The organism is Tsukamurella soli (genome assembly GCF_039541155.1).
Classification (GTDB): domain Bacteria; phylum Actinomycetota; class Actinomycetes; order Mycobacteriales; family Mycobacteriaceae; genus Tsukamurella; species Tsukamurella soli.
In genome coordinates, this window is sequence record NZ_BAABFR010000112.1 from 1 (window position 1) to 15,778 (window position 15,778).

Sequence of the window (15,778 nt, forward strand, 5' to 3'; positions counted from 1 at the left end):
CTGGCCGGCGAGGCAGAGGCGTACGCGGCCGGTTACAGCGACGCCGAGGCGCGTCAGGCGGCTACGGCTGCGGCTGCGGCTGCGGTCCCGCCCGGCCCGCCGTTCAGCCGTCGGGCCTGGGACCGCTGGATCGGCGGGCGTGAGACCAGCGTGGGCATCGCGGCGCTGTCGCTGGTGTATCCGCATCGGGTCGAGTCACTCGTGTGCGCGTGCCCAGTGTGGGCCGTAGACGGCACGCCGGGAATCCAGCTGCACAGCACCGGCTGCAGGTGGAGCGGTACCGCCCACGCCTTCGAGGCCGGCGTCGCCTCGCGCCTGGGCGTCGCCCCCGGTTCGCTGCTGACCCCGGTCGCACTGGCCGCAGCGGTCCGCGGGATCGCCGAGGCGGACGTCGAGGCCGCGATCGCGGCTGAGGAAGCCGCGCCGCGGATGACGGCGACGCAGGGAGCGACCTCGGGCGCCGAAGGCGGTGAGGCTGCTGCCCCGGCAGCGCGACCCGCCAGCTGGAGTGCCGAGGCCGCGCCCATCGAGGCGCGGTTGTTCACCATGACGCCTGGCCTGCGCACCGTGTCCGCCGCCGCCGCTGCGCTCGGGGTCGGCCGGCAGGGGCTGCTGGCGGTGACGCTCACGCGGACCGCTGTTGCGGTAGGCCCACACGTCCGTCTGCTGACCGCCGGTGGCCGGCGCGGCACGGCGCGGCAGGGCGGGTCGCTGAACCTGTTCACGGGGCTGGTCGGCAAGCCGAACGCGGGGAAAACGGAGAGCATGGACGCGGGTGCGTACCTGGTGCCGCTGCCTGACGACGTTCTGATCCCTGAGGGCACCGGCGAGGGCATCGTCAAGAGCTTCGGTTTCATGCGCAGGGAGAAGACCGGCCAGGGCGACGAGGTCAGCTACGACTACGTGTTCACCGAGATGGCGAAGGCCGTCCTGATGGTGGCCGATGAGGTGGACGCGGTGTTCGCGGAGATGGTGCGGCAGGGCACGAAGTTCGCGCCCATGTGGCGCAGCATGTGGATGGGCGCCATGGTCGGAACCACCACAGGCAACGTGGAGTTGCGCACCCGGTTGCTGCCGCACTCCTACCGGCTCGGCGCGCTCCTCGGCTGCCAGCCGGACGCCACGATCCCGCTGTGGGCCGAGGGAAACCGCGGCACCCCGCAGCGCATCTTGTGGGCACCGGTGACGCGGCGTAAGCCCGATGGTGCCGAGCCTCCTGCCCCGCTCGCTCTGGCGTACCAGGCGGCCCCGAACGCAACGATGCTGCCCGATGCCGTGGTGATCGGCACCGTGGGGGAGGAGCAGCCGCGGTGGATCGAGTGGCCGCCCGCGGCTCGCGCGTTCATCGAGGCCGAACTCGAAGCCGTCGAGGTGGACGACGACCCCTACGGCGAGTCGCAGGACGACGAGGACGACCCCGTGGCGCGGCTCCTCGGTCACGCCACCTTCCTGCGGCTGAAGGTGATGGCCTTGCTGGCGATCATGGACGGCCTGGAGCAGCCGAGCGACATTCACTGGGAGGCCGCCGGCCTCGTGATGCAGCTCCGCGAGCAGTGCATGCGGCGCACCATGGCCCGCGCGACCCGCGCCGGGCAGGTCGCGGCCGAGGGGCGCGGGCTGGAGCAGGGCAGGACCCGCTCGGCGGCCAAGCGCGGCGAGGTCGCGGCCGACGCGGAGTTCGCCGTCGACCTGGACGCGCGGATCATCACGGTGGTCGGCCGGCTGCTGCAACAGGGGAAGCGGCCGTCGTACGCCGCGATTCGGCGGCTGTGCAGCGAGCGGCAGAAGGCGCATCTGCAGATGCGCCTGGGTGCCCTGGTTCACGGCGAGGTGCTCACCGTGGACGTGGACGGGGTCTACTCGATGGCGTGACCAGCTCACCTGGATCGACCCCCGTCGAGGCATCCTCGGCGGGGTCGACGCGCGTCTAGAAACATGTCGCGGTTGTTTGCGTTCCTAACAGCCGCGACCGCGACGCCGACCGCGCCCCTTTCCGCAGGTCACAGCGTTTCGCGGTCGCGCGGTCGCGGTTCTGCCCTCAGACCACCTATCCACGTCTCAGCGTGCATACATACCGGTATGTCCTAGATACGAAGCACCAGTTTTTAGTAGCTATTCTAAGATTCACGTGCTGACACACTCCGCGGAGACGTCTCCCCGGGCTGAGGCGGAAACCGCGACCGCGCGACCGCGAAACGCTGTGACCTGCAGATATAGCCGCGGTTTGCCTCGCGGTCGCGGCTGTTAGCCGAATGAACAACCGCGACCGCTAGGTGCCGGTGAGTCTCCGTCACCAGCCTCTGTATGGAATCGTGGAAGCGCGAACTACCGATGGATCGTGGCCGTTCGCGAGTAGAAGCTGCTGGGCGGCGTGCACGAGCGGCACCTGGTCGGGGGCTGGCCCGACTACGAGGTCGCGGATTACCGGCTGATCGGCGACCGCAGTCGTGGTCACGGGTCTGTAGGGCAGCAACCGTAGCCCGGCCGCGCGGAACTCGGGTGGGTGGTTCCCACTGAGCAGTTCGGCGAGATCACCCCGACTTCCCCCACCGACCAGCAGACGCCACTCCTGCTCGGGCTTGAAAGCATCGTGCTTGTACCAGGCCGCAATGCTGATCGCCATCGCCGCCGACGCATGCTCGACCACAGCCGGCGCGGGCCGGTGCTGCGGGTCCTTGACCCGGGTCATCAAGGCCTGGAACGCCGACACCATTCCCTGGAGCCCTGTGACCGCGGCAAGAGCCTGCGCTCCCGCTGACGTGAACAGCGGTATCTCGGCACTCTGCGCGCGGGCGTCCTCCCCGTAGTACACCCTTCCCAAAGAACACTTGAAGGTCTTGGGCTCAGCCGTTCGGATGTTGGAGGACGTATAGGTAGCACCGCGGAGGGTCTCCGGCGCCAGCCCGATCGCAAACCCACCTCCAGAGCCATACGTCACCCACTGGCTGAGCAGATCGTCGCCGCTCGTGAAGCTCACCGCACACACGCAAGGGCGGGGCGCCACGCGGAGAGTGTCTAGGGTCGGAGTGCCGAGGTACTTCTCAAGTATCGGAAGCCAGCTCTCGAAGAACTCCTGTTGCTCGCCACCCTGCGCGAGACGTTCGGCATGCTCGCGCACGATCTCCAGTCCGAACGCCAACTCCGAGATGTCGTTCATCCCCAGAACATCCGACGCGAAGAACGTCAGCCTGCGCGAGACGTCGGCATCACGTCGGCTGTTGACGATGCCGACGAGTCCCGCGGCGCTCGTGTAGTGGTAGACGTTGCCACCCGGGTCACCTCCGCCCAGGGGACGCCTAACCTGTTCGGATGACGTCTGCTGCTGCGTGGGCACCCCATCCTGCGCATGCGCCTCCTGGTCGGGCTCACCGTCTGTTGTGTCAGTCACCCGGGCAGCCTACGAGCCGAGATGAACTTCGGCGCACGGTAACTCGGAATCAAGCGACGGTGGTAGTTCGACCGGCTCACCCGCATCGTCAGCCCGCTGATAACAAATCCGCCGTCCGCCGGTATCTCGCGGCCCGAAACCGGACCACCCAGGATCGATGTCAAGCCCCATCCCCAGCACCCACCACCCCCGCCGAGCCGGCACGGCCGCGGGGTTCGGCCCGGGGTGGTGGGTGAGCGCCGCTCCCCGGGCTGGCGGGGCGGGTGTCGGCGCCGTCGCCGTTGTCCACCCGCGGCGCGTATCGAGTTCGGTTATGCACCCACCACCTTCCACGCCGCTGCTAACTTGATGCAGTGACATACCGCCGGGAGGAAACGGTGAGAACGCTTGGCGGATCCGCCGCGAGGCACCCGGGAGCCCAGGGTGACTGACCACTCCCCAGCGATCTTGGCCTCGCGAATCCACACCCCCGGCTGCCCCTGGTCGTGGACCTTCGATTGCGAAGACGACCTCAGCCTTCTCCGTGAGGAGGACGAGGAGGCAGCCGAGATGCTCGATGCGAAGGTCCGCTGGGCCTTCGAAAAAGGGCTGCCGCCGACCGAGAACAGCAACCGCCACGACAGGCGGAGGGTGACGCACCGATGCCCGGTCGGTGATCGGGTCCTGGAACTCGACGACAACGGGTTCACAGACGACCGGCCGATGCCGTGGGCCGGAGAGCTGTACGCCGAATCCCACGACTGCCGGACGCTCTACCGGCTCTATTTCGTAGAGCGACGCGCCGAATGGGCAGGGGAAACCGACGAGATCGTGGCGAGCGGCCTCGGGTCGAAGCCTGTGGCGGAGGACGCATCCTGGACCAGCGACGACCAGACACGCACCATCCGAGACGCGATGCACTCCGGCATCGAGCGGTGTGTGAACGTCCGCCGCGTTTGGCGCCGATGGAACACGACTTGATACCGTTTGCGTTATAAGTCATGCGACGCGCCGCGTGATGGTGCAAGCTGCTCGCACAGACATGGAAGGGAGCTCGACATGGGTGTGGATCTGTTCCCCGGTATCGAGAAGCCGACCTCACGGGATCGGCTCGGTGCCGAGTTGGCCGACGAACAGCTGAAGCTGATCTTCGGCATGCGCGACATCCGGGTCGGTAAGGGCCTGACGATCAGCGAGGTCGCCACGGCGATGAGGGTCGACCCGTCGCTGGTGTCACGGTTCGAGAGTGGGTCGACGAACCCGACGATGTCGACGATCCGCCGCTACGCGAAGGCCGTTGGCGCGGCGTTCCGCATCGAGACGCGCAGCTGGGCGTCTGAGCAGACTCGCATGGTCAAGTCCTCGGTCGATACGTGGACCCGGTCTGGTCTTGATTCGTCGGAGCATGCGGGCGACGGCTCGGCCACGTGGGGCGTCACACTCGCCCACCCGGCCACGACCGTGCGATGAGTGCGGTGGGCGCAACAGGCGCGTCGCTTCGTTGGTATCAGCGATCGGTCGAACGGCGCTTCGATGAAGACGTGAGCATGTGGGAGCCTCCCTCCGGCGAGGAGACCGGCATCGTAATCGGCGCCATGGTTCACTCAGGCACGTCGGAAGGCGTGATAGATGGAACGGCGTTGCTGTCGATACGACTGCACTTGGTACTGCAGGAGCCCGAGTGTTCCGTCGACCTTGACTGCGCTGTGACCTTCGAGTTCGGAGAGTGTATCGGTGAGCTCGCCGTCGCCGAAGCGGTCGAGTTCGCCCGGACCGAGGGACTTCAATACACCCTTGGGTATCTCCGCGGCGGACTCGCAGACGCTCGCCGGTCGGTGGGCTTGAACGCTGCGATGTTCCCGTCGGTCCTACCGGCTGAGCTCGTAGAAGGCTTCGAGAGGTCGCTGTCGCCAAAGGCATAGGTGCCCAGCCGCGTCCCACCCCCTCCATGTCCCCACCCCCTCCTACACTGCCCCCATGCGTCTCCTCCCCGTCATCGCCGCCGTCCTGGTCACAGCCTGTGCGGCCTGCACCGGCCCGGCCACCGGCACCCCGCCCCGGTCGGTTGAGGTCGGCGCTGGGGCATCGGGAAGTGTGGGTGCGCCGGAGTGGGTCAGCGTGACCGACGCGGACCTCGGCGTGAACGGCGCAGACCTGCCGCAGCACGGGCTGACTCCAGCGGCGGGGATCGGGATCGGCTATCAGGTGCCCGACGCGACCGGCACTCTGCGCAGCAAGATGTGCACCCTCGGGCCAGCGACGGACGCGGGCTACGTCACGGCTGGGCACTGCGGGGTCGGGACCGCTACGACCGGTACGTTCCTCTCGCCGGACCGGCAGGGCTCGGTGACGCAGCCGTTCACCGCGGTGACCCGCGCGGAGGACCAGGTAGGCGACCCGTACATCGACAGCGCCCTCGTCCCCTCGGCGTCGGTCACCGCCCGTGTCGGCACGATGCCGGTGGCGGGTGTCCTGACGGTGGCCGCGGTGCAGAACCTCCCGCCGGGTACCGAGGTGTGCTTCGACGGGGCGAAGTCCGGGGTGAGCTGCGGGCCGGTCGTGTCTACCGACGACGCTGGCGAGCTGCACTTCGGCGCGCAAGTGATCGCCGGTGACTCCGGTGCGCCGGTGTTCCTGGTGGACGGACGAGCTCGATCCGTGACCCTGGTCGGTGTGCTCGCGGCCGACGACGACTCAGATCACACGGCGTACGCCACCTACCTCGACCCTGCGCTCGCACGCCTCGACGCTCGGGTGCTCGTGAACCACGCGGCACGCGCTCCGCAGGGTGCGTCGGGCTACTCAGAACGTGTCGTCGACCGGCCCTGACCAGCGAGCGCCCGTATAACGGGGTGCATGGCTCCCACCGTGCCCGACCCGACGGCGTTCGCCCAGAGGGTCGACGCCGCCGCTGACACCGCGCACTCGACACTCATCTACGTGAGTACCTCTGCTCGCGGGAAGCGCGTGTCCACCGCCTGCGATCACCTGTCGGTCACCGAGAAGGCCGTCCGCCAGGTCGCCGACGACGGCGCACGTGCTCTCACCGCCGCGCAGATCCTCGCCAAGGCGGTGACGACGTGGCAGCACGCCCACCCGAGCGACGAGATCCTCGCTGCCGCTCAACAGGCGGTCGAGGACGCCCACCGTTGGGCGGTGATCTGCGAGGAGGCACTCGACGGACGACAGACGGGCGGTGACCTGGCTGCCGCTCAGGACAACTTGCGTATCGCTGACGACGAGCTCGCGGTGGCCCGCGCACACCTCACCGATGTGAAGCACCGCCGTGAACTCGCAGACAAGGCATTGGAGAGCGCATGTGGACCTGCGATGACCCAGCTCCACGCGATCAAGGGTGCGGGAGCAGGCATTCCAGGGCGAACATCCGCCACCGGCGACAGCGGATGGAATGCGCCCGGTGCCCCTGCGACGCCCACCACCCCAAAGCCGGTCGCCGGCTCGGGCACCCCGGCGGGCACAGGCTCCACCTCCTCAACCAGCACCCCTTCTACCCACACCAGCACCGCGACGCCCGCCGTCGCGAAGCCTGCCAGCAGCACGACCTCACCCGTCGCAGCGACGAAGCCGACCACCCCAGGCGCCGCGACCCCGACCACGGGCTCGTCCAGCACCGGCACGGGCACCAGCACCGATCCGGCGACCCTCCTCGCCGCTGCGTCGCTCCTATCAGGCAAGAGCGGCGGGCAGCAGACCGCGACCCCCACCGCACAGCAGACGTCCACCCCAGCGTCGACCGCGGCCACGCCCACCGCCGCGGCCTCGACCCCGCAGCAGTCCACGGACGCCGACCGGAAGAAGAAGCAGGCCGAGCAGGTCGGCGACGCCGCCCTGTCCGCCGCCGGGATCGGCACCTCGGCCGCGGTCATGCCCACGATGCCTCAGGTACCTCAGACCGCCGCGTCCACCCCCGCTGTCGCGCAGCAGGTCTCGGCCCCGGAACCCGCCACTCCGCCCGCCGCGCTCACCACGGGCCCCGTCGTGAATCCGCGGGTGAGCGGTACCTCCGTGACCGGCCTGACCACCGCAGAGGACATCGGCGGCGGTCGGGCGACCCCGACGGCGTTCACTGACAACGTCGGGCCGGCCACCACGGTGAGCGGCACCACCGGCGGTACGCAGTCGGCGCCGGCCAGCGGGGCGGGCACCCACCCGGCGCAGACGCCAGGACTGCCGATGAACCCGGGCGCGATCGGCGCCAGCATGCCCGGTGGGGGCGCCCGTTCGGCCGGCAAGGCGGAAGAGAAGAAGATCTTCCGGTACGTGGACCCGCAGCTCGCAGAGCTGACCGGCGAGACCACCCTGGCCGAGAGCGTCCGGCACTACGGAACCATCGGCGTCAACACCGATCACGCGGCCTGAGCACGAGGAACCACATGAGCAGCAACGACATCGACATCGACAACTACTCGGCGTTCGAGGCGTCCGTCGCGAACGTGGCCGGCCTCCGCACGCCCGCAGCGGATGCATCCGGCTCCCTGGACTCCGCCCTCACCGCGGTGCACACCGCCGCGTCCGGACCGCAGCAGCCGCACGTCGCAGCGTTCACCGCCGCAGTGGCCGCGCTGTCCACGGCGGTTACGGCGGTGAAGGCGGAGGCGGTCCAGGCCGACGCCGCCGTGCACGCCGCGGCGACGGAGCTACAGGGCGTGGGGCACGCGTTCCAGACGATCCAGCAGCAGGGCGCGGTCTCGGTCACCAGCACCCACTGACCCAGACGCACGACGGCCCCGGCACTCCCACTCGGAGGTACCGGGGCCGCGCCCTTGCCTGCCTACTGCCCGCCGAGCCTGGCCAGACTCCGCGCCTGCTCCACCGCCTGCGCGTGCAGCCCCCGCAGCCGTTCGAGCGAGGCCGCGTACGCAGCGCGGTCCCGGATGGTCGTGTCCGGATCGTGCTGGGCCGCGACCAGCGATGCGATGGTCGCGTCGAGCTCGGCGGCGCTCTGCGTGACCTCAGTGCTGGCACCTCGCGCGATCGAGGCGGCCATGGCGTCGGCGTGGACGGTGTGGGTGCACTTCTTGTTCGACTCTCTGCTCATGGCCGGCACGGTGGCACCGGTCCTCGCGGAGACGGGCGTGGGGCGCGATCAGCCCCTTGGCCAGTCCGTCACTTCGACGACTCGGACCTCAGCTCCGGTTACTCCGGCGAAGGTGCTGAGCATCTCGTGGACCTCTGCGTCGACCTGCTCCCGGGACGCGACCTGACTGCGCGGGCGGAAGGTGTCGGTTTCCAGCTCGGGCACGCGGATCACCCACCACTCGTCGGCGCGGCGGGTGAGCGCGACGTACGGGCGCATCAGATCACCGGCCTTACCCTGCGCAGGGCATCGCTGCTCATCACGGCGCTTTCCAGCGCCGCGAGGTCACCGGCCTCCACCAGCGCCAGCCACGTGGTCTTCGCGGCGGTCGGCGGATACCGGCGGCTGAGTGCGTCCAGGGCATGCGTGCGCCAATGTGGGTCGTGGGCCATGGTGCGGAAAGCCTCGCGGTGGATGCGCAGGCGGGAAACGAAAGGTGTCATGCCGCGGAGGGTATGCACGTGGTCGGACAGCGGCAGGGCGCGACGCGAGGTTGGCGGCGCCGACAACCTACGCCGACGTGCACGGATGCACCGCGCCCGCACTTACACATCCTTAAGGTTCCCAGATTACGGGCGCCCGTAACCTGGCTGACCTGCTGTTTCAACCGCTGAGCAGCATCGCCACGACCTCGGGTCCGTGCACGCGCTCCAGTGCCGGCCGCAGCCCTGGGCTCCGCGCGAGGTCCGCCCGCATGCCGGCCCGCTCCCCCGGCAGCAGCCCAGCGTACGCACGCTGTGCCGCCGCGTGGGCCTCGGCATAGCTCCGGACCGTACTCGCGCTGATCCCGTGCCGCCCGGCGATCTGCTCGACCGCGGTCGGGTCCGCGGCGAACTGCGCGGCGATCTGCGCGCGGGTCGCAGGGTTGGGAACGGCGTACTCGCCGACCTTCTGCGTGGTCACTCGATCACCTGCCGGACCAGCAGCCGAGTGCCCCCGACGTAGGTGACGGCGAACGCGTCGCGCCAGGACACCGCCACGCTCGCCGCGATCAGCCGGTCCCGCGTTGCCGCGAGGTCCGACACAACGAGGTCGATCGCTGGCACCCCGTCCGCGCCCGGCATCGCCTCGACGGTGGTGGCGCCGATCCGCATGCGGTGGATCACCGCGCCGTCCGTGCCGCCTATCGGGTCTGTCGTGACCTCAACACCGGCAGCCGCCCCGAGCGCGGCGGCGAGCCCGGCCGGCTCCGGCGTGCTCACCAGGATGCGGGTCACACGCGCACCTCCGGGCTCGGCGGCCGGTGCAGTCCGGCCGGTACGGACCACGACGATCGTGCCGGCGGCGCGGTGGGAGGCGCCGATCTCGGTCGCACGGCGCTGCGCCTCGTCCGGCAGCCGGATCAGGGCGTCGGCAAGGTCCGGGACGGTGAACTCGGCGACCGCGAGGCCCGTGTCGCCGGGGAGCGCGTCGATCGTGAGGCCGCCGAGGGTAACGGTGTGCAGGGTAGCCTCGTCCACGCCGTCGGCGGCGAGCACCTGCGTCGTGGTCGGTTCGGCGCCGGCCGCGGCAGCGAGGGCGGCGACGAGGGGTTTGGGGGCGGGGACGTCGATGTGGATGCGGGAGAGTGTGGAGGTGTCCATGCCGGTGAGGGTGCGCCGCGGGTGCGACAGGAACGGTGTGGGGCGCGGGGATCCGCGCCCCACACCCAGGCGTCAGTCGGATTCGCCGTCGAGCGCGACGTACTCCTCGAAGTGCTTGAGCGCGCTGGGCAGGATCACGACCTTCGCCGGGTCGGGTGCGAACTCTGCCCGCGGTGCGATCCGCAACTCGCCACGTTCCTGCGCCGCGCGCAGTTCCCGCTGCTTCTCCTCCGGCAGCGTGGCGACGTACTCCTCGGCAATCACCACCGAGCCGGGGCCTACCCGCATCGGCTCCGGCTCTAGGTGCACGTCGGGGCAGTCCGCCATACAGCAGCCGCACCAGCTGTATCGCTGCCGATCGAGGCGCTCCGGATCGTCATGCCACAGTGGCGGGTTGTCGCAGCGTCCGTCCGCAGTCAGGTAGTGGTCGCGCGGGCAGTCGCACGTGTCGGTGGGCATGCTCGGGGACGCTACGCCGGGTATCCGACAGGGAGCGAGCAGTTTTCGCTGCCGACGTCACCTTCGCCCGTTGTGTCGGACCGGCACGTGCCATCCGCGCTCACGGGCGGCGCGAGGTTCACGACGCGAGTGACGCTGACCCGCGAAGTGGCGGGGCCCGATGCCGGCGTGACTCTGCCCGGCATGGACCGGTGGGTCATCACATACTGCGCCGAGGCCGGCGCACGGCGGATGGTCGCGAAACTGTTGCAGGGCATCGCGCCCGGCCTGGACCCGGCCGACGTGTACGCCCCACGGCTCGACCGAGCGTCTCTAGCCGTCAAGCCACGCGAAGCGTAGATTCTCCTCTTCAGCGAGTGGTCGAACAGCCCTCCCGATCCCGCGCCGCAACACGGTAAGCGCCCGGACGAACCGCTCGAACTCGGGATCTCCGGAAGTAACTCGAATCTGGTCGATGTGAACATCCTGGAGCGCCGCGAAAAACGCGATCACCAACCGTTGGGTATCAGTGAGCGCCCGCGTGAGGGTTGTCGACCCGCCAGGTGCACTGGAGAGCAGGTCGGTCAACTTCGCCCGCAACGAATCAAGTGCGAGCCGCACGTGACTCGGTTGTTCGTGACGGTAGATATCCATCATGAACCTGTGACCGTCGAGCCACTGCAGCAGGTCTCGGGCAACATCGTGCCCACGTCGGGCGGAGCCGAGGTGAAGGAGGCTCGTTTCGAGGTCCATCCCCACCAGTCCGGACATCCGCTCCTCGTGCGCCCGCTTCCAGGCGACGAGGTTCTCGCTCGGATAACCCTCGGGGTCTGCATCAACCCGGATGTGGCAGGCACTGCACAACCACACGGCATTCGCTTCGTCACCACGGGCGACCGTCGTGCCATCGGGAAGTTCCACCGGGTCGTCACATCGGGGACCACCACGGCTTGCGCTCCGGATATGCGCAGCCTGCGCGATCGCCCTTGGCTTCCCACGCGACGTAGTGAATCCGGTCAGTCGCAAGCAGTCGGGGTTGGAACACACGTACATCGCCTTGCGTGCCACCGTCTGAACCGTGGCACTGCTGAACTCGATCCTCTTCGGCACTTCGCTCCTCGACCGCGACGCTCTCACCCTCCGCCGGCGCCGGAGGGTGATCAGACTCGCACGCTAGTGCCTCCGTGACGCCATGTCGCACAAACGGTCGGTTGCGGGACCAGTGAGACGAGAGTGTCCGACACGGCGTCCGCGGTCTCACAACGCGTCGCACAACCGAGGCCCGAAGTCGTGTCGCACAAGGCGGTCTGTCGGGACCTTCTGATACACAGTCGCGCATGAACGAGAAACTCAACCCCACGACCGCCTCAGGCCGGCGCCTCGGCTACGCCCGCGTCAGCACCGACGCGCAGGACGAGAGCCTGCAGATCGCCGCGCTGGACCGCGCCGGCATCGACGCGCTGTACGTCGACCACGGCGTGAGCGGCACCGCCACATCGCGGCCGCGGTTCGATGCCTTGCTGACCGACCTGCGTGAGGGCGACACCGTCGTCGTCTACTCCCTCTCGCGCCTGTCCCGCGGGACGAAGCACCTCATCGAGCTGGGCGACACGTTCGAGGCCAGGGGCATCGACCTGGTCTCGACGACCGAGCAGATCGACACCTCCACCGCGATGGGCCGGTTCATGTTCACCATGCTCGCCGCCCTCGCGCAGATGGAGCGCGACCTGCTGGCCGAGCGCACCCGGGCCGGGCTGGAGGTGGCCCGGGCCCAGGGGCGGTTCGGCGGCCGACCGGAGAAGCTGACGATGGATCAGCGTCGCCATGCGCAGCTGCTCCGCAACGGCGGGGTCCGGGCCGAGGAGATCGCCGCCAGCCTCGGGTGCAGTAGGGCGACGGTGTACCGCGCGTTGCAGGAGAAGGGAGTCTCGGCATGAGCTGCCTCAGCACCGAGGACCGCAGCCGGGTGATCGACCTCCGCACCAGATCTGCTCAGCCCGCGTTCGACACCGTCATCCTCCCCGCGCGACCGCCTGCGCCGCGCCGCTGATCTCAGCCAGCCGCCATGCCAGGTACCGCGCGAGCTGCACGTCACCCGTACCCGCCACCGTGTCCACCAGCGCGGCGACCGGCGCCAGCACCGCCTCGATCTCGCTCTCCGTCATGACGCCGGAGAATCCTCGGAGACCGAGACATCACCCGCCCACGGCGCGTGTACGGATCGGCGATGCATCGTCACTCCTCCGAATACCAAGCCACCGCCCGCACCTGCTCCCCCGACGGCCCCGTCACCACCGCGCGGCCCGCCGTGGTCCGCCCGCTGAGCCGCACCGTGCCCCCACCACCCCGCACCCACGTCCGCAGCAGGCTGGTGAGCAGTGCCGCCGCGGCCGCCGGCCACCCCTGCGCGGGGTGCACGGTCGTGGTGTCCGCCAGCCGATCCACCACGACGATGTGGGACGGCGCGAGCTCAGCGGGGTCCAGGCGGTCGGGCCGGCCGCGGTAGAGAAGGTGATCGACCTCGTCGAGCATGTCCGCGATCACCATGCCCGTGACGCAACGGCTGACCGGGTCGGTCGCGGCCTCGCGTACGACAGCGAGAAGCCAGGCGCGGATCGCGTCGAGCTGGAGCTGCAGGTCGACGTCGCGGGAGTCCATGGAGGTCAGGATCGCATCCGGCTCTGACACGAAACCTGCTCGAACCTGTCCGAGGTCGGGTCTACCGTCCCCGATATGGACCAGGATCAGGACCCCACCGGCGTGCTCGCCGTCGTGCTGACCGACCACGTCGCCGGCACCGGCGACGGCGCGTTCACGGTCCAGAACTGGACCGAGAACGTGTACGGCGACCTCCTCGAATGGGCAGCCGGTTTCCGCGAGGACATCGGCGGCGAGTTCCGCTGGTCCGGGACCGTCCTCGCCGGCACGGTGCAGGTGCTCGGCCCGGAAGGCGTCGAGCTGGCACGCCTCAGCTGGGAGACCGCTCCTCTCCCGTCCGGCTGCATCCGGGTCTCGCCGGCGGGCGGCATCGACGCCGAAATCGCGGCGCTCCTCGGGGACCGGGAATGACGATGTACCGCGAGTTCGACTCCGTCATCCTGGTCCGCGCCGTCGCCGACCTGCCCGCCGACACGCGCGGCGCCGTCGTGCACGTGCATGCGAACGGAGGTCCGTACGAGGTCGAGTTCTTCGACGCGCGCGGCGCCACGATCGCCGTCGAAACCGTCAGCGCGACCGACATCCGCCCGCGGGGCTGGGACGGCGCGAGCGAGCTCGGCGTGGAAGATCCGACGCCCGAGAAGCAGGCCCGGATCGCGCGGCTGATGCAGCACCCCACCGCGGTGACCGGTGACGAGGTCGATCCCGAAACTTTCTACGCGCCGCGAGAGGACTGACCCCGGGGCACCCGCGCCGCCCCGCCCGGTGCATGCCCGCCGCGCCTACCGTGGTGCGCATGGGAGAGATGCGCACCTACCTGGAGGAACGCCACGCCGAGGCGCAGGCCGCAGCCGCCGCGAGCGGCACCGACGCCGACCGCGCCACAGCCGCGTGGTACCGCCTCACCCTCCGTCACCTGACCCGCACCGAGGCCGCGCTGGCGGCGATCCGGGAGCAGGTGATGGCGCTGGTCCCGGCGCCGACGAGCCGCGACATCGTCAGCTGCGGCGCGATCTGCGAGGTGCTGGAGGAGCTGCTCACCGCGGTGCGCGCCGCCGACGCTGCCATCCAGCCGGCCGAGAAATCCGATGGATACATGTCGTAGCCGCCGCGCACCATGGGGACCATGCCCGAGGAACTCTCCGACGCCGAAGCCGCCCGGTACCGCGCCGTCCACGCGGCCGGCGCCGACTGGGGCGCCGCGATCCGCAGCGGCACCAAGGCCGAGCGCGACGCGGCCGGCGCCGCGTTCGAGCAGGCGCTGACGCAGCTGAGCCCCGATGAGACCCTGAACAAGCTGCACGTGCCGGACGACGCCGGCGAGTGGCGCGACGGGCTCGTCCGCCTGATGAGCCGCATCCCCGACGGGTGGGGCCGCTGGATCTCGTGCGACAAGGGTTGGTACCCGCTGCTCGTCCAGCTCGACGCAGCGCTCGCCGAGATCGACCCCGGCTACGAGCTGCACCAGTGCAAGGAGAAGTACGGGACGCTGCGGTTCTACTACTCGCCCTCGGACGACACGCCGGGCGGCGCCAGGGAACGCATGGATCAACTGGTGCGCGCCGCGGAGAACGCCACCGAGATCATGTGCGAGCGGTGCGGTGCACCCGGCCGGCAGATGTACCGCGCCAGCGGCTGGACGAAGACACTGTGCACCAGCTGCGCAGACACACTCGGCGGATACAGCACCGTCCACCCACGGGAGCCGAGCTGATGAACGTGAGCGAGCTGCGCGCGATGCTCGACGGGTTGCCCGACGACACCGAGGTGCTCACGAGCGCCTATGAGGCCGGTTTCACGCCGGCCAGCGCGTTCGCCACCGAGGTGCAGCAGCTGGATCGCGGGTTCGCGACATGGCTGGGACAGTACGAGCTGACCGCCGAGGCGGTGCGTCTGTGTGCGCAGACCGACGCGCCCGAGGGTGTACCGGTGCCGATCGGGGAGCCGGTGCATGCCCTGCTGATCTACCGGAGCGGTCGCTGACCGCCAGCGGGCGCCGGGCACGCCGCCGACGACTAATCCGGTCGCGACGTGTCGTACCCACCGCCGATACTCCACACCATGCTCACCGCGCTGAACTCGGTTCCTCGGCAACGCCGGCGACCACGCCGTGCGTCCACATGACCGAGAGGAACACCATGCCCGACGATCTGCGGCACATCGTCGCCGCCGTCCCCGAGCCCGACGGGTTCGCCACCCGCGTGACGATCGCGCCCGACCTGCAGATCCGCCGAGCCGGGCCGCAGCACGTCGGCGGCCTGCTCGCCCGGCTGGCGCAGCTGCCGCTCGGCACGCCGGTCCGCATCGGCCTGTTCGACTTCCACCCCGTCCGCATCGAGCGCATCGACGTGCAGCGGGTCGGCGGCGAGTTCACGGTGGTGCTCATGCCGTGTGAGCCGGAGGTCATCTGATGACCGCCGAGATGGAACGCACCCCGATCACCGATGTCGCCGGCTGGTTGGAGGCGAGCGGCGAACGCCCCGCCCTGCGCGCTCTGGGCGAGCTGTTGCTCGGTGTCACCGCGGCGTCGGGCACCGAGACCCCGGACTGCTTCACTACCCGGCGCCTCGGCGTGCCCACGATCGGCCACCTGATCGTCGAGGAACGTCCGCTCGATGCCGTCGCCCGCGTCAC

Annotated in this window: 24 protein-coding genes and 2 pseudogenes; 16 read left to right on the forward strand and 10 right to left on the reverse strand. The window is 69.8% G+C overall.

Annotated elements, in window-relative coordinates; all coding sequences use genetic code 11:
• Positions 1-1,872 (forward strand): annotated as a pseudogene (locus ABD908_RS23110) (hypothetical protein); the annotation flags it as partial.
• A gap of 418 nt (positions 1,873-2,290) precedes the next feature.
• On the opposite strand, the gene ABD908_RS23115 reads toward ABD908_RS23110, so the two are convergent.
• Positions 2,291-3,388: a DUF2971 domain-containing protein gene (locus tag ABD908_RS23115; protein WP_345000450.1), complete on the reverse strand. Its 1,098-nt coding sequence runs from the start codon at positions 3,386-3,388 to the stop codon at positions 2,291-2,293.
• A gap of 423 nt (positions 3,389-3,811) precedes the next feature.
• Between ABD908_RS23115 and ABD908_RS23120 the strand changes: the two genes are divergently transcribed.
• The 6 genes from ABD908_RS23120 to ABD908_RS23145 all read left to right on the forward strand — a co-directional run bounded on the left by ABD908_RS23120 (position 3,812) and on the right by ABD908_RS23145 (position 8,097).
• Positions 3,812-4,348 carry a hypothetical protein gene (locus ABD908_RS23120; RefSeq protein ID WP_345000452.1) on the forward strand — a complete coding sequence of 179 codons (537 nt, stop codon included), beginning with the start codon at positions 3,812-3,814 and terminating at the stop codon, positions 4,346-4,348.
• A 78-nt stretch (positions 4,349-4,426) separates the two neighbouring features.
• Positions 4,427-4,837, forward strand: coding sequence for a helix-turn-helix domain-containing protein (locus ABD908_RS23125; RefSeq protein WP_345000454.1), 411 nt, complete (start codon positions 4,427-4,429; stop codon positions 4,835-4,837).
• A 5-nt stretch (positions 4,838-4,842) separates the two neighbouring features.
• Positions 4,843-5,289, forward strand: coding sequence for a hypothetical protein (locus ABD908_RS23130; RefSeq protein WP_345000456.1), 447 nt, complete (start codon positions 4,843-4,845; stop codon positions 5,287-5,289).
• Positions 5,290-5,344: 55 nt separating this feature from the next.
• Positions 5,345-6,196, forward strand: a complete 852-nt coding sequence (locus ABD908_RS23135; RefSeq protein WP_345000458.1) for a chymotrypsin family serine protease — start codon at positions 5,345-5,347, stop codon at positions 6,194-6,196.
• Between the two features lie 27 nt (positions 6,197-6,223).
• The gene (locus ABD908_RS23140; RefSeq protein WP_345000460.1) at positions 6,224-7,747 is read left to right on the forward strand and encodes a hypothetical protein; all 1,524 of its coding nucleotides are present in this window, start codon (positions 6,224-6,226) and stop codon (positions 7,745-7,747) included.
• A 14-nt stretch (positions 7,748-7,761) separates the two neighbouring features.
• Entirely contained in the window at positions 7,762-8,097 is a 336-nt protein-coding gene (locus ABD908_RS23145) for a hypothetical protein (protein ID WP_345000462.1), read from the forward strand.
• Between the two features lie 62 nt (positions 8,098-8,159).
• Here ABD908_RS23145 and ABD908_RS23150 read toward each other — a convergent pair whose 3' ends face one another.
• From ABD908_RS23150 to ABD908_RS23175, 6 genes are all read right to left on the reverse strand, one after another.
• Positions 8,160-8,426 carry a hypothetical protein gene (locus ABD908_RS23150; protein WP_345000464.1) on the reverse strand — a complete coding sequence of 89 codons (267 nt, stop codon included), beginning with the start codon at positions 8,424-8,426 and terminating at the stop codon, positions 8,160-8,162.
• 48 nt (positions 8,427-8,474) lie between these two features.
• Complete coding sequence (locus tag ABD908_RS23155) at positions 8,475-8,684, reverse strand: hypothetical protein (RefSeq protein WP_345000466.1); 210 nt, start codon at positions 8,682-8,684, stop codon at positions 8,475-8,477.
• Positions 8,684-8,908, reverse strand: a complete 225-nt coding sequence (locus ABD908_RS23160; protein WP_345000468.1) for a hypothetical protein — start codon at positions 8,906-8,908, stop codon at positions 8,684-8,686. Before ABD908_RS23160 ends, ABD908_RS23155 begins: the two co-directional genes overlap by 1 nt.
• 160 nt (positions 8,909-9,068) lie before the next feature.
• On the reverse strand, positions 9,069-9,368 hold the full coding sequence (locus ABD908_RS23165) for a hypothetical protein (protein ID WP_345000469.1): 300 nt from the start codon (positions 9,366-9,368) through the stop codon (positions 9,069-9,071).
• The gene (locus ABD908_RS23170) at positions 9,365-10,048 is read right to left on the reverse strand and encodes a hypothetical protein (protein WP_345000471.1); all 684 of its coding nucleotides are present in this window, start codon (positions 10,046-10,048) and stop codon (positions 9,365-9,367) included. The genes ABD908_RS23165 and ABD908_RS23170 overlap by 4 nt, the downstream gene beginning before the upstream one ends.
• Positions 10,049-10,120: 72 nt before the next feature.
• Entirely contained in the window at positions 10,121-10,507 is a 387-nt protein-coding gene (locus tag ABD908_RS23175; protein ID WP_345000473.1) for a hypothetical protein, read from the reverse strand.
• Positions 10,508-10,636: 129 nt separating this feature from the next.
• Here ABD908_RS23175 and ABD908_RS23180 point away from each other — a divergent pair, with 129 nt between their 5' ends.
• The gene (locus ABD908_RS23180; protein WP_345000474.1) at positions 10,637-10,846 is read left to right on the forward strand and encodes a hypothetical protein; all 210 of its coding nucleotides are present in this window, start codon (positions 10,637-10,639) and stop codon (positions 10,844-10,846) included.
• On the opposite strand, the gene ABD908_RS23185 is transcribed toward ABD908_RS23180, so the two are convergent.
• Positions 10,820-11,596 (reverse strand): hypothetical protein, encoded by a 777-nt coding sequence (locus ABD908_RS23185; RefSeq protein ID WP_345000476.1) that lies wholly within the window; start codon positions 11,594-11,596, stop codon positions 10,820-10,822. The genes ABD908_RS23180 and ABD908_RS23185 overlap by 27 nt on opposite strands.
• A 227-nt stretch (positions 11,597-11,823) precedes the next feature.
• On the opposite strand from ABD908_RS23185, the gene ABD908_RS23190 reads away from it, so the two are divergent.
• Positions 11,824-12,423, forward strand: a complete 600-nt coding sequence (locus ABD908_RS23190) for a recombinase family protein (RefSeq protein WP_345000478.1) — start codon at positions 11,824-11,826, stop codon at positions 12,421-12,423.
• Between the two features lie 75 nt (positions 12,424-12,498).
• Here ABD908_RS23190 and ABD908_RS23195 read toward each other — a convergent pair whose 3' ends face one another.
• Both ABD908_RS23195 and ABD908_RS23200 read right to left on the reverse strand, forming a co-directional pair.
• Positions 12,499-12,651 (reverse strand): hypothetical protein, encoded by a 153-nt coding sequence (locus tag ABD908_RS23195; protein WP_345000480.1) that lies wholly within the window; start codon positions 12,649-12,651, stop codon positions 12,499-12,501.
• Positions 12,652-12,721: 70 nt separating this feature from the next.
• Positions 12,722-13,174, reverse strand: coding sequence for a hypothetical protein (locus ABD908_RS23200; RefSeq protein WP_345000482.1), 453 nt, complete (start codon positions 13,172-13,174; stop codon positions 12,722-12,724).
• A 45-nt stretch (positions 13,175-13,219) separates the two neighbouring features.
• Between ABD908_RS23200 and ABD908_RS23205 the strand changes: the two genes are divergently transcribed.
• The 7 genes and pseudogenes from ABD908_RS23205 to ABD908_RS23235 all read left to right on the forward strand — a co-directional run.
• Positions 13,220-13,555 carry a hypothetical protein gene (locus tag ABD908_RS23205; protein ID WP_345000484.1) on the forward strand — a complete coding sequence of 112 codons (336 nt, stop codon included), beginning with the start codon at positions 13,220-13,222 and terminating at the stop codon, positions 13,553-13,555.
• A complete protein-coding gene (locus ABD908_RS23210) occupies positions 13,552-13,881 on the forward strand; it encodes a DUF4926 domain-containing protein (protein WP_345000486.1) in 330 nt (109 codons plus the stop codon). The genes ABD908_RS23205 and ABD908_RS23210 overlap by 4 nt, the downstream gene beginning before the upstream one ends.
• A gap of 59 nt (positions 13,882-13,940) precedes the next feature.
• Positions 13,941-14,249 (forward strand): hypothetical protein, encoded by a 309-nt coding sequence (locus ABD908_RS23215; protein ID WP_345000488.1) that lies wholly within the window; start codon positions 13,941-13,943, stop codon positions 14,247-14,249.
• A gap of 21 nt (positions 14,250-14,270) precedes the next feature.
• Complete coding sequence (locus ABD908_RS23220) at positions 14,271-14,858, forward strand: hypothetical protein (RefSeq protein WP_345000490.1); 588 nt, start codon at positions 14,271-14,273, stop codon at positions 14,856-14,858.
• Positions 14,858-15,127 (forward strand): hypothetical protein, encoded by a 270-nt coding sequence (locus tag ABD908_RS23225; protein ID WP_345000492.1) that lies wholly within the window; start codon positions 14,858-14,860, stop codon positions 15,125-15,127. The genes ABD908_RS23220 and ABD908_RS23225 overlap by 1 nt, the downstream gene beginning before the upstream one ends.
• A gap of 137 nt (positions 15,128-15,264) precedes the next feature.
• A complete protein-coding gene (locus ABD908_RS23230; protein WP_345000494.1) occupies positions 15,265-15,555 on the forward strand; it encodes a hypothetical protein in 291 nt (96 codons plus the stop codon).
• Positions 15,555-15,778: pseudogene (locus ABD908_RS23235) on the forward strand (AAA family ATPase); the annotation flags it as partial. The gene ABD908_RS23230 and the pseudogene ABD908_RS23235, both read left to right, overlap by 1 nt.

Coding starts and splice junctions, on each gene's coding strand:
- ABD908_RS23125 (WP_345000454.1), top strand. CDS start 4,427: ATGGGTGTGGATCTGTTCCCCGGTATCGAGAAGCCGACCTCACGGGAT.
- ABD908_RS23135 (WP_345000458.1), top strand. CDS start 5,345: ATGCGTCTCCTCCCCGTCATCGCCGCCGTCCTGGTCACAGCCTGTGCG.
- ABD908_RS23140 (WP_345000460.1), top strand. CDS start 6,224: ATGGCTCCCACCGTGCCCGACCCGACGGCGTTCGCCCAGAGGGTCGAC.
- ABD908_RS23145 (WP_345000462.1), top strand. CDS start 7,762: ATGAGCAGCAACGACATCGACATCGACAACTACTCGGCGTTCGAGGCG.
- ABD908_RS23150 (WP_345000464.1), bottom strand. CDS start 8,426: ATGAGCAGAGAGTCGAACAAGAAGTGCACCCACACCGTCCACGCCGAC.
- ABD908_RS23155 (WP_345000466.1), bottom strand. CDS start 8,684: ATGCGCCCGTACGTCGCGCTCACCCGCCGCGCCGACGAGTGGTGGGTG.
- ABD908_RS23160 (WP_345000468.1), bottom strand. CDS start 8,908: ATGACACCTTTCGTTTCCCGCCTGCGCATCCACCGCGAGGCTTTCCGC.
- ABD908_RS23170 (WP_345000471.1), bottom strand. CDS start 10,048: ATGGACACCTCCACACTCTCCCGCATCCACATCGACGTCCCCGCCCCC.
- ABD908_RS23175 (WP_345000473.1), bottom strand. CDS start 10,507: ATGCCCACCGACACGTGCGACTGCCCGCGCGACCACTACCTGACTGCG.
- ABD908_RS23190 (WP_345000478.1), top strand. CDS start 11,824: ATGAACGAGAAACTCAACCCCACGACCGCCTCAGGCCGGCGCCTCGGC.
- ABD908_RS23195 (WP_345000480.1), bottom strand. CDS start 12,651: ATGACGGAGAGCGAGATCGAGGCGGTGCTGGCGCCGGTCGCCGCGCTG.
- ABD908_RS23205 (WP_345000484.1), top strand. CDS start 13,220: ATGGACCAGGATCAGGACCCCACCGGCGTGCTCGCCGTCGTGCTGACC.
- ABD908_RS23210 (WP_345000486.1), top strand. CDS start 13,552: ATGACGATGTACCGCGAGTTCGACTCCGTCATCCTGGTCCGCGCCGTC.
- ABD908_RS23215 (WP_345000488.1), top strand. CDS start 13,941: ATGGGAGAGATGCGCACCTACCTGGAGGAACGCCACGCCGAGGCGCAG.
- ABD908_RS23220 (WP_345000490.1), top strand. CDS start 14,271: ATGCCCGAGGAACTCTCCGACGCCGAAGCCGCCCGGTACCGCGCCGTC.
- ABD908_RS23225 (WP_345000492.1), top strand. CDS start 14,858: ATGAACGTGAGCGAGCTGCGCGCGATGCTCGACGGGTTGCCCGACGAC.
- ABD908_RS23230 (WP_345000494.1), top strand. CDS start 15,265: ATGACCGAGAGGAACACCATGCCCGACGATCTGCGGCACATCGTCGCC.